The organism is Pseudomonas sp. Sample_20 (genome assembly GCF_004307585.1).
Taxonomy (GTDB): domain Bacteria; phylum Pseudomonadota; class Gammaproteobacteria; order Pseudomonadales; family Pseudomonadaceae; genus Aquipseudomonas; species Aquipseudomonas atacamensis.
Window position 1 is genome coordinate 61,216 of sequence record NZ_RCOA01000091.1, and the last position, 15,281, is coordinate 76,496.

The 15,281-nt window shown below is 61.3% G+C and carries 11 protein-coding genes and 1 pseudogene; 6 read left to right on the forward strand and 6 right to left on the reverse strand.

What is annotated here, in order from left to right; all coding sequences use genetic code 11:
• Nucleotides 1-229 precede the first annotated feature (229 nt).
• Nucleotides 230-2,083: a polyurethanase gene (locus D8U70_RS19485; RefSeq protein ID WP_130929551.1), complete on the forward strand. Its 1,854-nt coding sequence runs from the start codon at nt 230-232 to the stop codon at nt 2,081-2,083.
• Between the two features lie 229 nt (nt 2,084-2,312).
• Here D8U70_RS19485 and D8U70_RS19490 read toward each other — a convergent pair whose 3' ends face one another.
• Complete coding sequence (locus D8U70_RS19490; protein ID WP_016774830.1) at nt 2,313-2,537, reverse strand: YgdI/YgdR family lipoprotein; 225 nt, start codon at nt 2,535-2,537, stop codon at nt 2,313-2,315.
• 195 nt (nt 2,538-2,732) lie between these two features.
• Between D8U70_RS19490 and D8U70_RS19495 the strand changes: the two genes are divergently transcribed.
• The 4 genes from D8U70_RS19495 (at nt 2,733) to D8U70_RS19510 (ending at nt 9,236) form a co-directional block, all read left to right on the forward strand.
• The gene (locus D8U70_RS19495; protein ID WP_130929545.1) at nt 2,733-4,385 is read left to right on the forward strand and encodes a VRR-NUC domain-containing protein; all 1,653 of its coding nucleotides are present in this window, start codon (nt 2,733-2,735) and stop codon (nt 4,383-4,385) included.
• Nucleotides 4,382-6,712, forward strand: coding sequence for an ATP-dependent DNA helicase (locus D8U70_RS19500; protein WP_130929546.1), 2,331 nt, complete (start codon nt 4,382-4,384; stop codon nt 6,710-6,712). Before D8U70_RS19495 ends, D8U70_RS19500 begins: the two co-directional genes overlap by 4 nt.
• Entirely contained in the window at nt 6,705-8,624 is a 1,920-nt protein-coding gene (locus tag D8U70_RS19505; RefSeq protein ID WP_122611317.1) for a PAS domain-containing sensor histidine kinase, read from the forward strand. The genes D8U70_RS19500 and D8U70_RS19505 overlap by 8 nt, the downstream gene beginning before the upstream one ends.
• A 78-nt stretch (nt 8,625-8,702) precedes the next feature.
• Complete coding sequence (locus tag D8U70_RS19510; protein WP_016774826.1) at nt 8,703-9,236, forward strand: hypothetical protein; 534 nt, start codon at nt 8,703-8,705, stop codon at nt 9,234-9,236.
• A gap of 233 nt (nt 9,237-9,469) precedes the next feature.
• On the opposite strand, the gene D8U70_RS19515 is transcribed toward D8U70_RS19510, so the two are convergent.
• The 5 genes from D8U70_RS19515 to D8U70_RS19535 form a co-directional block, all read right to left on the reverse strand.
• Nucleotides 9,470-9,919, reverse strand: a complete 450-nt coding sequence (locus D8U70_RS19515; protein WP_241089696.1) for a hypothetical protein — start codon at nt 9,917-9,919, stop codon at nt 9,470-9,472.
• A 27-nt stretch (nt 9,920-9,946) separates the two neighbouring features.
• Nucleotides 9,947-11,290, reverse strand: coding sequence for a cation:proton antiporter (locus tag D8U70_RS19520; RefSeq protein ID WP_130929547.1), 1,344 nt, complete (start codon nt 11,288-11,290; stop codon nt 9,947-9,949).
• A 42-nt stretch (nt 11,291-11,332) separates the two neighbouring features.
• The gene (locus D8U70_RS19525) at nt 11,333-11,944 is read right to left on the reverse strand and encodes a Yip1 family protein (protein WP_016774823.1); all 612 of its coding nucleotides are present in this window, start codon (nt 11,942-11,944) and stop codon (nt 11,333-11,335) included.
• An 87-nt stretch (nt 11,945-12,031) separates the two neighbouring features.
• Nucleotides 12,032-12,889 carry a glucose 1-dehydrogenase gene (locus D8U70_RS19530; RefSeq protein ID WP_016774822.1) on the reverse strand — a complete coding sequence of 286 codons (858 nt, stop codon included), beginning with the start codon at nt 12,887-12,889 and terminating at the stop codon, nt 12,032-12,034.
• 229 nt (nt 12,890-13,118) lie between these two features.
• A complete protein-coding gene (locus tag D8U70_RS19535; RefSeq protein WP_130929548.1) occupies nt 13,119-14,273 on the reverse strand; it encodes a PatB family C-S lyase in 1,155 nt (384 codons plus the stop codon).
• A gap of 360 nt (nt 14,274-14,633) precedes the next feature.
• Between D8U70_RS19535 and D8U70_RS19540 the strand changes: the two are divergent.
• Nucleotides 14,634-15,221: pseudogene (locus D8U70_RS19540) on the forward strand (molybdopterin-dependent oxidoreductase); the annotation flags it as partial.
• Nucleotides 15,222-15,281: the final 60 nt, after the last annotated feature.

The following is a 15,281-nucleotide window of genomic DNA, read 5'->3' on the forward strand; positions in this document are numbered from 1 at the left end:
AGAAGAGCCAAATGTGGGAGCGAGCCTGCTCGCTCCCACAGGTACGGCGTACACATGATCGTTCCCACGCTCTGCGTGGGAATGCAGCCGGGGACGCTCTGCGTACCACAAGATCGCAGCCTTCGGCAGTTCCTGCAGAGGCTGTGCACGATGTAATGAATGCTCCAGAGCCTCGCGCTCTGGCTGTGAGCTATCTCTGACAATTCCAACAACAAGAGAGGCAATGGCAATGGGTGTATACGACTACAAGAACTTCGGCACAGCCGATTCCGCGGCGCTGTTCAGCGATGCCATGGCGATCACGCTGTATTCCTATCACAACCTCGATAACGGCTTCGCCGCCGGTTACCAGCACAACGGCTTCGGCCTCGGTCTGCCGGCGACGCTGGTTACCGCGCTGATTGGCGGCACCGATTCGCAAGGGGTGATCCCCGGTATCCCGTGGAATCCCGATTCGGAAAAACTCGCCCTCGAGGCCGTGCAAAAGGCCGGCTGGACGCCGATCAGCGCCGCGCAATTGGGCTACGACGGCAAGACCGATGCACGCGGGACGTTCTTCGGCGAGAAGGCCGGCTACACCAGCGCGCAAGTGGAAATCCTCGGCAAGTACGACGCTCAGGGTCACCTCACCGAACTGGGGATCGCCTTTCGCGGCACCAGCGGCCCGCGCGAAATCCTCATCGGTGATTCGATTGGCGACGTGATCAACGATCTGCTCGCCGCGTTCGGCCCGGCCGATTACGCAAAAAACTACGTCGGCGAAGCCTTCGGCAATCTGCTCAACGATGTCGTCGCATTTGCCCGGGCCAACGGCCTCAGCGGCAAAGACGTGCTGGTCAGCGGCCACAGCCTGGGCGGTCTGGCGGTGAACAGCATGGCTGACTTGAGCGCTGGCAAGTGGGGCGGTTTCTTCGCCGATTCCAACTACATCGCCTACGCCTCGCCGACGCAGAGCAGCGGCGACAAGGTGCTGAATATCGGTTACGAAAACGACCCGGTGTTTCGTGCCCTTGACGGTTCGACCTTCAGCAGCGCTTCGGTGGGCGTGCACGACGCGCCGCATGCCTCGACCACCGACAACATCGTCAGCTTCAACGATCACTACGCCTCGAACGCCTGGAACGTGCTGCCGTATTCGATCCTGAATATCCCGACGTGGATTTCGCACCTGCCCACTGGCTACGGCGACGGCATGACCCGCGTGCTGGAATCGAAGTTCTACGACCTGACCAGCCGCGACTCGACGATCATCGTCGCCAACCTGTCCGACCCGGCGCGGGCCAGCACGTGGGTGCAGGACCTCAACCGCAACGCCGAAACCCACAAGGGCAACACCTTCATCATCGGCAGTGACGGCAACGACCTGATCCAGGGCGGCAGCGGCAATGACTATCTGGAAGGCCGTGCCGGCAATGACAGCTTCCGTGACAGCGGCGGCTACAACGTCATTCTGGGCGGGCAGGGCAGCAACACCCTCGACTTGCAGCAGACGGTGAAGAACTTCGATTTCGCCAACGACGGCGCTGGCCACCTGTACATCCGCGATGCCAACGGCGGGATCAGCATCACCCGTGACATTGGCAGCATCGTCAGCAAAGAGCCGGGGTTTCTCTGGGGCGTGTTCAAGGACGACGTGTTGCACAACGTCACGGACATGGGGTTGAAAGTCGGCAGTAACCTCACCGCTTATGAATCGAACGTAAAAGGCACGGCCGGTGCTGACATGCTCAAGGCGCATGCCGGCGGTGACTGGCTGTTCGGGCTGGAGGGCAATGATCATTTGCTCGGCGGTGCGGGCAATGACGTGTTTGTCGGTGGTGCTGGCAATGACCTGCTGGAATCGGGCGGCGGGGCGGATACGTTTCTGTTCCACGGCGCGTTCGGCCAGGATCGGGTCGTTGGCTATACGGCCGATGACAAACTGGTGTTTCTCGGCGTACAGGGTGTGTTGCCGGGGGATGATTTGCGCGCCCATGCGTCGGCGGTCGGGCAGGATACGGTGCTGACGTTTGGTGGGGATTCGGTGACGTTGGTGGGGGTGGCGCTGGGGAGTTTGAGCGCCGACGGGGTGGTTATCGCCTGAGGTTGAAGCAGGGCCTGTGCCGGCCCCTTCGCGAGCAGGCTCGCTCCCACACTGGATCTGTGTCGTTCACAAATCCCTGCCAGGAGCTGCCGAAGGCTGCGATGTGATCGTTCCCACGCTCCGCGTGGGAATGCAGCCCGGGACGCTCTGCGTCCCACTCGAGAGCCGAACGCGGAGCGTCCGTGGAGGCATTCCTTTGCTGCGCATGGGAACGATCATTCAGGCCAAGTCAGTCTTCCTTGCGCACGGTTGCTACTTCATCGGCGCGAACCTTGACCTTGGCGCCGGAAATATCCTCGAACTCATAGAAACCGTCCTCGGTCTCGGTCTTCGGCATGTCCTCGGTCAGGTACTGGGTGCCGTTCTGCAACGTCACCACGGTCTGGGTCGAACAGCCGCCCAGCGCCAACAGGGCGGCGACCGCTACAGGAATGCCCAGCATCTTGATTTTCATACCCACCTCTGACTCCTTGCTTGAATGTGATTGCGGGCATTGTCGGCCCTGTAACGCGGTTGGTGCCAGCAGCGGCGGAAAAGTTCGATGGCGGCACTAAAAAATGCCATTGATCTTTTTCCGTTTGCGCCGGGCGGGGCTGAGCTGTTATCTGTACGCATAACCAGTGTTCGCTTGCCGTGGCTTTGAATTCCCGTGACCTCCAACCCTCTCGACGATCCGTTCTATTACCTCAACAACTTCCGGCAAGTGCTTGATTGGCTTGGGCTTCGCTATGCCGATGTGATGAGCGCGAGCGAGCATGGCTTCATCCGCGACTTCAATACGCTGCCGCAAGCCTCGCAGGGATTGCTGGTACGCATGGTCATGCGCAAGGGCATTCACTTTCGCGCGAGCAAACTCAATTATCTGGAAATCGGCGACATCGCCGAGGCGGCGCAGCCGTTGCTCGAACACGGCTGGCTCGATGAACACGCGGATTTGACACTGGCAGAACTGTTCGATGTCTTGCTCAAGGCCGAGCTCTTGCAAGCGTTCGGCGCTTTTATCGAACAGCCGAAAGGGCGCAAGGACGAGTGGCTGCCGGTGCTGGCCGAACAGTTCAGCGAGGCGCAGACCCTGCGCGTCTGGGCGCCGCAACTGGCTGATCGGCTGTTCAGCCTGACCCTGATGGATTTGTGCGATCGCCTGCGCCTGATGTTCTTCGGCAATCTGTATCAGGACTGGTCGGAGTTCGTGCTGGCCGACCTGGGCATCTTCACTTATGAGAAAGTCGAGTTCTGCGCTGACTCCCGAGGCCTGCGCAGTCGTGAAGACGTCGACGCCTGCCTGTTCCTGCATCAATGCCAGTTGCGCTTCGAGGCCGGCGAAGCGCTGGACGAGATCGTCGAACAGATCAACGCCGTGCAATTCGACAACCCGTGGCTGCGCCGCCGACAAGCCAAGGCGTTGTTCCAGATCGGCCAGTACGCCGAGCGCATCGGCGACTTTGCCCTGGCCCTGAGTGTTTACCGCGACTGCGCCTACCCGGGCGCACGACTGCGGATGATCCGTGTGCTCGAACGCTGCGGCGAATACGCATTGGCGCTGGAACTCGGCACGCTGGCCGAACAGGCACCGCAAAGCGCGGCCGAGCAGCAAGGCTTGCAGCGCATCGTCCCGCGCCTGCGGCGCAAACTCGGTGGCCCGCCGCTCAAGCGTGCCAAGGCGAGAGAGGTCGAGCGCCTCGACTTGCATTTGCCGCGCAGCGATCCGGCGCGGTCGGTGGAGTTTCATGTGCAAGCGCACTTGCACGCCGATGACGGCCCGGTGCATTACGTCGAGAACAGCCTGATCAATTCACTGTTCGGCCTGTTGTGCTGGCCGGCGATCTTCGCGCCGTTGCCGGGTGCGTTCTTTCACCCGTTCCAGCGCGGTCCGGTCGATCTGCTCAGCGAAGACTTCCTCGAGCGCCGCGCCGAGCTGTTCCAGGCCTGTTTGGGCGAACTCGATGACGGCCGCTACGCCGAGACGATTCGCCAGCGCTTCGTCGACAAGTGGGGCATCCAGTCGCCGTTCGTGTTCTGGGGCGCGCTCAACGAAGACTTGCTGGAGCAGGCGCTGGCCTGTCTGCCCGCCGAACACCTGAAACACTGGTTCAACCGATTGCTGCTCGACATCAAGGCCAACCGTGCCGGCATGCCGGACCTGATCCAGTTCTGGCCGCAGCACAAGACCTACCGGATGATCGAAGTCAAAGGCCCCGGCGACCGCTTGCAGGACAATCAGCTGCGCTGGCTGGAGTTCTGCCACGAGCATCAAATGCCGGTGGCCGTGTGTTACGTGCAATGGGCGGAGCAGAGCGCTTGAGCTACAGCGTTGCCGTGCGTGCACTGTGCGAGTTCACCGCCAAGACCGGCGACCTCGACCTGCGCTTCACCCCGTCACCGACGGCGCTGGAAGGCATCGTCGGCCATCGCACCGTGGCCTCGCGGCGCAGCGAGCAGTACCAGAGCGAAGTGGCACTGCAAGGCGAATTCGGCGAGCTGAAGGTCAAGGGCAGGGCGGATGGCTACGATCCGGCGCAAAACTGCCTGGAAGAAGTCAAAACCTATCGCGGCGACCTGAGCAAGCAGCCGGCCAATCACCGCCAGTTGCACTGGGCGCAGGCGAAAATCTACGGCTGGTTGATGTGCCAGAAACTGCAATTGCAGCAGATCAATCTGGCGCTGGTGTATTTCGACGTCGTCAGCGAAAAGGAAACCTGCCTGGTTGAATCCCACAGCGCCGAGTCGCTTCAGGGGTTTTTCGCGCAGCAGTGCGCTTTGTTCCTGCAATGGGCCGAGCAGGAAATGGCCCATCGCGAAGCGCGCAATCTGGCCGCGCAGCAACTGGCGTTCCCGCACGCGGATTTTCGTCCCGGCCAACGGCATCTGGCCGAATCAGTGTTCAAAGCCGTCAGCACCGGCCGCTGCCTCATGGCCCAGGCGCCGACCGGCATCGGCAAAACCCTTGGCACGCTGTTCCCGATGCTCAAGGCCCTGGCGCCGCAGCAACTGGACAAAGTGTTCTTTCTCACCGCCAAGACTCCCGGACGCAAGCTGGCGCTGGATGCCAGCCACGTGTTGTTCAGGCAAACGCCGGACTTGCCGCTACGGGTGATGGAAATGGTTGCTCGCGACAAGGCCTGCGAACATCCGGACAAGGCCTGTCATGGCGAATCCTGCCCGCTGGCCCAGGGTTTTTATGATCGCTTGCCGGCCGCCCGCGAATCTGCCAGCCATATCAATCTGCTCGATCAGGCGGCGATGCGTGAAGTCGCCGCGCAGCACAGCGTGTGCCCGTACCACCTCAGTCAGGAAATGGCTCGCTGGGCGGATGTGGTGGTTGCCGACTACAACTATTACTTCGACTTCAGCGCGCTGCTGTTCGGTCTGGCCCAGCTCAATCAGTGGAAAGTCGCGGTGCTCGCCGACGAGGCGCACAACCTGGTCGAGCGCGGCCGGCAGATGTACAGCGCCAGTCTCGACCAGTTCACCCTCGGCACTGTGCGTAAAACCGCCCCCGCCGCGTTGAAAAATTCCCTGCAACGGGTCAACCGCGAATGGAACGCGCTGCATGCGCCGCAACTGGCGGCGTATCAGGCGTACGACAAGGCGCCGGACAAACTTCTGCAAGCCATCTCGCTGTGTTGCGCGGCCATTGGCGATTACCTCAACGAACATCCGCAAGGCCTCGACAGCAGCCTGCAGAATTTCTATTTCGATCTGCTGCAATTCGCCCGGGTCGCCGAGCTGTACGACGAGCATTACCTGTTCGATATCAGCAAACGCGACCTCGACCGCAAGCGTCCACTGTCGCAACTGTGCCTGCGCAATGTGGTGCCGGCGGCGTTCATCGGCCCGCGCCTGACAGCGGCGCGCAGCAGTGTGCTGTTCTCGGCCACGCTGAGCCCGCGCAACTACTACGCCGACCTGCTCGGCACGCCCGCCGATACGGTGTGCATCGACGTCGAATCGCCGTTCAGCGCCGAGCAGTTGCAGGTGCACATCGTCAGCCAGATCTCCACGCGTTTTAACCATCGCCAGGCCTCGCTGGAGCCGATCGTCGAACTGATCGCCCGTCAGTTCAGCGAGCGCCCGGGCAATTATCTGGCGTTCTTCAGCAGTTTCGATTACCTGCAACAGGTCGCGACCTTATTGGCCGAGCGCCATCCGCACATCACTCAGTGGCTGCAATCGCGGGGCATGGCCGAGGGCGCGCGGCAGGCGTTTCTCGACCAGTTCAGCGCCGACAGCCAGGGCGTCGGGTTTGCGGTGTTGGGCGGCGCGTTTGGCGAGGGCATCGATTTGCCCGGTGCGCGGTTGATCGGCGCGTTCATCGCCACGCTGGGGCTGGCGCAGCTCAACCCGGTCAACGAGCAGATGAAGCGGCGCATGGCCGCCATTTTTGGCGCCGGCTACGACTACACCTATCTGTACCCGGGCATGCAAAAAGTCGTACAAGCCGCCGGGCGGGTGATTCGCACCCGTGAGGATCGCGGCACGGTCATGCTCATCGACGACCGCTTTGCCGAGAGCCGCATCCAGCAACTGCTGCCGCGCTGGTGGGCGATCAAAAGCGAACCGGCGCTGTTCAAATCGACGGATTCACGCATACTTCAGCCCATGACAGTGGCTGGTGAGTGTGATGAGTGAGAACAACAGAACCGCAGCGATCGAAGACAGCCGTTTCCGGCTGCTGATCGACGCGGTTGTCGACTATGCGATCTACATGATCGACCCCGACGGTACCATCACCAGTTGGAACTCCGGCGCCAAACGCTTCAAAGGTTATGAAGAAGCGGAAATCATCGGTGAGCACTTCTCGCGCTTCTATACCCCTGAAGACCGCGCCAACGGCATGCCGCAACGGGCGCTGGACACAGCGATCCGTGAAGGTCGCTTCGAAGGCGAGGGCTGGCGCGTGCGCAAGGACGGCACGCACTTCTGGTCGCACGTGGTGATCGATCCGATCATCGACCCCAACGGCGAATTGCTCGGTTTCGCCAAGATCACCCGTGACCTCACCGACCGCAAAATGGCCGAGGAAACCCTCAAGCAAAGCGAACAGCAGTTCCGCCTGCTGGTGCAGGGCGTCACCGATTACGCGATCTACATGCTCAGCCCCGAAGGCTGCGTCAGCAACTGGAACCAGGGCGCGCAGCGCATCAAGGGCTATTTGCCGGAAGAAATCATCGGCCAGCATTTTTCGATTTTCTACACCCCCGAAGACCGCGAACTCGGCGAGCCGCAGCGCTCGCTGGAGATTGCCACCCGCGAAGGCCGCTTCGAGAACCGCAGCTGGCGGATGCGCAAGGACGGCACGCGCTTTCTTGCCCACGTAGTGGTCGATGCGATTCGCGGCGACACCGGCGCGTTGCTCGGCTTCGCCAAGATCACCCGCGATGTCACTGAGGCCCACGAAGCGCAGCAGGCCCTGGAAAAGACCCGCGAGGCATTGTTCCAGGCGCAGAAGATGCAGGCGATCGGCCAACTCAGCGGCGGTATCGCCCATGACTTCAACAACCTGCTGACGGTCATTCTCGGCAACCTCGAGATCGTGCAGAAACGCATCGGCGACGCGCCGAAAATCGCTCGATTGCTGGAAAACGCCACCCAGGGTGCCTTGCGCGGTGTTTCGCTGACCCAGCGCATGCTGGCCTTCGCCCGGCGCCAGGAACTCAAGACCGAATCGGTGGATATCCCGCAATTGGTGCAAGGCATCACCGGGCTGCTGCGCAGTTCGCTCGGACCGGGCATTCGTATCGAAACACGCTTTCCCGACGACCTGCAGCCAGTGCTGGCCGATAGCAATCAGCTGGAACTGGCGATCCTCAATCTCGCCACCAATGCCCGCGATGCCATGCCCGACGGCGGCACGGTGGTCATTCAGGCGCAAGCCGAAGTGGTGCTGGAACAAACTCATTCGACCCTCGCGGCGGGGCGTTACGTGTGCCTGAGCCTGATCGACAGCGGCGAAGGCATGGACGAAGCCACGCTGGCCTGCGCCCGTGATCCGTTCTTCACCACCAAAGGCCTGGGCAAAGGCACCGGGCTGGGCTTGTCGATGGTGCACGGCTTCATCGAGCAGTTGGGCGGTCGCTTTATTCTGAAAAGCGAGAAGGGCCAGGGTACGGCGGCCGAGCTGTGGATTCCGGTGGCGCTTGAGCGTACGGCCAGTCGCCCGGCGTACAGCAACGCCGCGCCCATTGCGGTGCCGAGGCTCAGTGTGCTGGTGGTCGATGACGATTCGCTGGTGCTGACCAGCACCAGTCTGTTGCTGGAAGACCTCGGCCATCGCGTCATCGGCGCGACCTCCGGCGCCCAGGCGCTGGCACTGTTCGATCAGGGCGAAGTGATCGATCTGGTGATCACCGACATGGCCATGCCAAAAATGAGCGGCGCGCAACTGGCTCACGCCTTGCGTATGCTCAAGCCGGATTTGCCGATCATTCTCGCCACTGGATATGCCGAACGCCTCGAGGGTTTTGCCGCTCAACTGCCGCGTCTGCCGAAACCGTTCACCCAAGCGAGTCTGGTGCAGATCATCGCTCAATCGATGAAGTGACTCGCTGGTCGATCCGGCTGAACTAGTGCTGACGCGTGCCTTTCCAAAAGTCTTGTTCACTTTTGGAGGGCACGTCTCTTGTCTCGCATATTGACCCAGCCAAGCGCTGTTGAAGAAGCCTTGGCCGAACACGACGCCAAGATGTTTGGCTCACCCAAGGAGCGCCTGGATTTCTATCGCCGGGAAATCCAGTACGAAACCAGCATCCTCGCAAACCGTACCGACGCCTACCTGGCGGCGCAGTCGTTTCTGGTGATCGCTTTCGCCTCCTGCATGGCCAACCTCAATCCGGAGTGGGGCAAGATGTTCACCCTCGTGGTGCCGCCGTTTCTGGCGCTGCTCGGCGTGCTCAGCTCACTGAACGCCTGGCCGGGGATTCGCGCGGCTTACGACATCATCGATCACTGGCACTTCAAACAGAGCCAGTTGCTGCACAGCGAGCCGGTAATGGGCGCGGCGTATGACGAGTCACCCCTGTTCAGCGAAATGGAATCGAGCCACAAGGGCTATCGCAAGTCGCTGCTGTTCTCGGTGCGCACACCTTGGATTTTTGCCACGTTCTGGGTGATGTTGGGGGTGTATGCGGTGTTTATACAGGTGACCAATCCTTGAGGTGGACTGGTCGGGGGCAGGGGACAGGTGCTGGATTTTTTGGTGTTTGTGAGATCTTACCCCCTCACCCCAGCCCTCTCCCCAAGGGGGCGAGGGGGAAAGGGAGCAGATCTTCATGCTTTTCAAAATCTACATTCGGCGCGGTATGCCAGGTCGGTGTAGCACGTGAGAACACCTCGGTCAGTCCCCTCTCCCTCGGGGAGAGGGCTAGGGTGAGGGGCTTTTGACTTTTTTCACGCAGGTTCCAGCTCACGCCGCGCAGTTACAGCATTCTGCACCGCCGCCGGAATCGGCGGGAAATCCTCATTCAGCACACACAGATGATCAATCGCATCTTCAAATTTCGCATCGGCTTTCTTGCGCAGTGCCCGGTATTGCTCAAAGCGTTCGAAGTCGGTCGGCGTCTGTTCCAGCAGCGCGTTGGCCGCTCGGTTCAGTTCGTGGGCTTCTTCGAACAGTTGACGATTGCGTTCCAGAGCCAGTGCTCTGCAAGCCTTGATTTGCGCAGGAGTCGAGCATTCGTTCATGACCGTGACCTTGTTTGTGTCGGGGTTCCGTTTAATAGGCTGTTCACCGCAGGGGAACCGAACCTGCCGGGCCGCGCTGATGATTGGCGCGGTTAAAGTTGTGACCGTTGGGTCGCGCCCGGCGATCCATTTTTTTGCAGAAAAATCTTCGATCATTTCCAGCCAAGCGCAGCGGTCGAAGAATCAGCTTTTTCGTTGCTTCAGGTTTTCATAGCGCGCCAGCATCGGTTGTGTGCTGACGCCATGCAGCAGAATGCTCAGGGCCACTACTGACAAAGTAATGTCGGTACAGACCTTGGCCACGTCTGAATCCAGGCCATGGTTCAAGGCGAAGAACAGATAGAACAGGCTGCCGATGCCGCGAATGCCAAACCATCCGATCAACAAACGCTGCGGCCCGCTGAGCAGATTGCCCCACGGCATCAGCGCCACGCTCAGCGGACGAATCAGGCAGAACAGCACGGCGCCGATCCACAGCGCCCGCCAGTCCCAATGAGCTATCAGCACGACGCCGAGCAGGGTTACCAGAAATACTTCCATCGCCCGCTCGACCAGACTGCCGAACGCCAACATGTCGCCCATCATGATCCCCGCTGCAACTTGGCTGTCTTCCAGTTGCTCGGTATCGCCATGCACGGCGTTCTGCGGTTCGACGTTCTGATGACCGACCACTGGCTGCACCAGATGCTCGGCAGGTGCCTGGGTGATGCCCGTGGATTTGACTTCCTCCTGACGCAGGCCGAGGCCGGCAGCGAAAACCGCGAGAAAGCCGTAGCCGCCAATGGCGTCGGCCACCACGTAGGACAGCGCAATCAGCGCGAGGGTCAGGTAATCGTTGGGGCCGAGGGTGCTGTCCTCGTTGTGAATGCGCAGCAGCAGGGCGATGCGGCCGATGCCGCGCCCCATCCAGTAACCGGTGAGCAAACCCGCCGGCACCGCCCACAAGAGACTGCGAACCACCCAGTGCTGCCACTCGCCGGCGCTACCGTCACCGTGCAGCAACAGCAAACCAAGAATCACGAAAGGGAAAGCCACGCCATCATTGAGCCCGGCCTCTCCGGAGAGGCCGAAACGCACGCTGTCGACGTCCTGGGCATCATTGACCTGCACCAGTGCGGCGAGCACCGGGTCGGTCGGTGCCAGAATCGCACCGATCACCAAGGAAGGCCCCCACGGCAATTGCAGGCCCCAGTGCAACAGCAGACACACGCCGATTATGCTCAGAATCATCACCGGCCCGGCCAGACCAAAAGCGATGCGCCAGGACTTGTTGCGCAGTGGCAGGCGCAATTTCAAACCGCAGACGAACAAGGAAAACAGCACCGCGACTTCCGTCAGGTGCTCCATCCACAACGACGATTCTTCCAGCGGCAATTGCAGCAGGTCGAGGCCGCTGGGACCGATGGCGATGCCCAGCAGCAGGCACACCGCTGATGTGGTGACCGGCATCCAGCGCAACCATGAGGACGTCAGGGCCAGCGTCAGCAGCACGGCGCCGAGCACCGCGACCCACACGCCGAAACTCATGACCGCTCACTGCGGTGAGTTCTCAAGGAGAGGCGCACCGGGTCAGCTCACGGTCGTGCGCAGGTACTCGGGGATGAGCACGTTGAACCACAGCAGAATCATCGACACCAGCATGGTCACCAGCACCAGCAGGCCAACGCCCCACACGCACGCCGAATACAGCAGGCCTTGCTCCTTACGCTCATGCATGAAGGTCGGCAGGCCGACGAACAGCAGAAACGTCGAATAGATCGACGCGGCGCCGAGAACCAGAATTGCCAGCCAGCGGCTCGGGTACAGCCCGGCAATGCCGGCGAGGAAAAACGGCGTCACCGTGTAGGCGGCAAAACCGATGCATTGATTGAGCGTTGGCCGCGCATCGAATGATCGCGACATCCATCTGATAAACCCGCCGATAATCGCGACACCCGCGACGATCGTCACGTACAGCAACACGCTCAGTTGCAAGGCGCTGGCCGTGCTCAGGCGCACGTTTTCACCCACGGCTAGGCTCCAGCCGACCTGGGTGGTGCCGATGAACAGGCACACGGCTGGAATCAGCGCGAGCAGCAGCAGATGCGCGAGATAGTGGCGGGGATGGGTTTCTTCTTCGCGGCGGATATCGGTCCAGGCGAAGTTGGGTTGGGTGAAAAGTCTGACGAGGGGGGCGGACATGACAACCTCCTGTTCCTGTTGGCCCGTAGGCGCTTACAGGTATGGAGGGATGCCATGCCGCTCGGGTTCAGTTTTTCTGCTGCACGGTTACAGCATCGGTTTGCCGCCGGTCACGCCGTAGCGCTGGCCGGTGATGTAGCTGGCTTCGTCGGAGGCCAGCAGCACGTAAATCGGTGCGACTTCCACCGGTTGGCCGGGACGGCCGAGCGGGGTGCTGCCGCCGAAGTTCTGCACTTCTTCGTCGGGCATGGTCGAGACGATCAGCGGCGTCCAGATCGGGCCGGGTGCGACGCTGTTGACGCGAATTTCCTTCGGCCCGAGCATTTGCGCCAGGCCACCGGTGAAGTTGGCGATCGCGCCTTTGGTGGTGGCGTAGGCCAGCAGGGTTGGTTTGGGCATGTCCGAGTTGACCGAGCTGGTGTTGATGATCGACGAGCCGGGGCGCATGTGTTTGATCGCCGCCTGGCAGATCCTGAACATGGCAGTGATATTCACGTCGAAGGTCATCACCCATTCGTCATCGGGGATTTCTTCGAAGTTTTCGTGGGTCATCTGGAACGCGGCGTTGTTGACCAGAATGTCGATGCGGCCAAAGCGCTCGACGGTCTTGTCGACCAGCGCCTGACATTGCGCCTTCTCGGCGATATCGCCCGGCAGCAGGATGCACTGACGCCCGGCCTGCTCGACCCAGCGTGCGGTTTCCTTGGCGTCTTCGTGTTCATTCAGGTAAGCCACGGCGACATCGGCGCCTTCACGGGCGAAGGCAATCGCCACTGCGCGACCGATGCCGCTGTCAGCGCCGGTGATCAGCGCAATCTTGCCGGCTAGACGGCCGGAACCGACGTAACTTTGCTCGCCGCAGTCTGGATACGGCTCCATCTTGCGTTGCGAGCCGGGCACCGGTTGGGCTTGTTTCGGGAAGGGTGGTTTTGGATAGTCAGTCATCGCAGGGTCTCCTGATTTCAAGGCCAGTGTTCCGGGTTGACCCGGTGGCTTTGCCTTGAGTTCGATCGGATTTGCGTTGGATTTTGGTTGGCTATGCAAAACCAATGTGGGAGCGAGCCTGCTCGCGAAAGAGTCTGTCAGACGGTAAATATGTCGACTGACAGACCGCTTTCGCGAGCAGGCTCGCTCCCACAGGGGATCATTTACACAGGGGAATCTCGGGGCAGGATCAGAGATTGCGGTTGGCCAAAGCCCGCTCCATCCGCGCAATCCCTTCTTCGAGCAACGCCCTCGGGCAACCGAAGTTCAAGCGCACGAACTGCTGATGCCGGTCACCGAAATCGAGCCCGGCACTCAGCCCGACCTTGCCCTGTTCGAGGAAGAACCGCTGCGGATCCGGCAGGTCGAGCGCGGTGCAATCGAGCCACGCCAGATACGTGCCCTGCGGCACATTGATGGTCACGCCCGGCAGCCGCGTGCGTACGGCGTTCACCAGCCAGTCGCGGTTGGCCTGCAGGTAGATTTTCAATTCCGCGAGCCAAGGCCCGGCTTCGCTGTAGGCGACGCGGGTGGCTTCCATGCCCAGCGGGTTGACGCTGTCGACCATGCCGCAGCGGGCGTGGTTGACGCGCTCACGCAGGGCGGCGTCCTGGATGATCATGAACGAGGTCTTCAGACCGGCGATGTTGTAGGCCTTGCTCGCCGACATCAGGGTGATCGTGCGTTTCGATATTTCCGGGCTCAGCGATGCGGTGGGAATGTGCACGCGGCCGTCGAAGCACAGTTCGGCGTGAATTTCGTCGGATATGATCCACGCGTCCTGCGCTGCGCAGATATCCGCGACTGCCTGCAACTCTTCGCGGTCGAAGACCTTGCCGAGCGGGTTGTGCGGGTTGCTCAACAGCAGGGCGCCGCCGCCTTTCAGCGACTCGCGCAGTGCGTCCAGCGGCGTGGCGTAAGTGCCATCGGCCTGGGCGTTGAATTCCAGCTCGACCTTGTTCAGGCCCCAATGCGCCGGCGCATGACGCAGCGGCGGGTAGTTCGGCACTTGCACGACGACATTCTGCTGCGCCTGGACCAACGCCTTCAGCGCCATGTTGAAGCCGGATTCCACGCCCGGCAGGAAGATCAGCTCCTGCGGTTTGACCTGCCATGAATACTTGTTCCACAGGTCGGCGACGATGGCTTCACGCAGGTTGTCCTGGGCCACGCTGTAACCGAGCAGCGGGTGCAGCAGGCGCTGTTGCAGGGCTTCGACGATGACCGGCGGCGCGGCAAAATCCATGTCAGCAACCCACATCGGCAACACATCGGCCGGGTAGCGGCTCCACTTGGTGCTGCCAGTGTGGTGGCGGTCGAACAACTGATCAAAATCGAAAGTCATGCGCGGTCTCGTCAAGGCGGAGTTGGTTCTGCCGGACATTCTATGCGCAACTCGTTCCCTGTAGGAGTGAGCCTGCTCGCAATAGCGATCTGACTGATCGTTCCCACGCTCCGCGTGGGAATGCAGCCCGGGACGCTCTGCGTCCCAGTGGAACGCGGAGCGTCCCTTGAGGCGTTCCCACGCAGAGCGTGGGAACGATCAATACCTCGAGATTGCAGATGAAACACCCGACGGTCGGTTTTCACACAATCGGCAAGGTCTTTGTCTACAGTGAAAAAGTCGGCGCCAAGGCGTCGCAACCGTGATTGTCCAGATAAAGCCCGGCACAAGTACCGGGTTCCACCTGATCAGGAGTGCACGATGGATCTCAGCCGTCGTCAGTTCTTCAAGGTCGCCGGTATCGGCCTTGCAGGCTCAAGCCTGGGCGCGTTGGGCATGGCCCCGACGGCGGCCTTCGCCGAGCAGGTGCGTCACTTCAAGCTCGCCCACACCCGTGAAACCCGCAACACCTGCCCGTATTGCTCGGTCGGTTGCGGTTTGATCATGTACAGCCAGGGCGATGCCGGCAAGAACGTGGCGCAAAACATCATTCATATCGAAGGCGACGCCGACCACCCGGTCAATCGCGGCACCCTGTGCCCGAAAGGCGCGGGCCTGCTCGACTTCATTCACAGCCCCGGCCGCTTGCAGTACCCGCAGGTGCGCAAGCCCGGCAGCAATGAATGGACGCGCATCGGCTGGGACGAAGCCCTCGATCGCATCGCCGACCTGATGAAGGCCGACCGCGACGCCAACTTCATCGAGAAAAATGCCAACGGACAAACGGTGAATCGCTGGCTGAGCACCGGTTTCCTCGCGGCATCGGCGGCATCCAACGAAGCCGGCTACATCACTCAGAAGGTGATTCGCAGCCTCGGCCTGCTGGGGTTCGATAACCAGGCACGTGTCTGACACGGCCCGACGGTGGCAAGTCTTGCCCCGACGTACGGCCGTGGTGCCATGACCAAC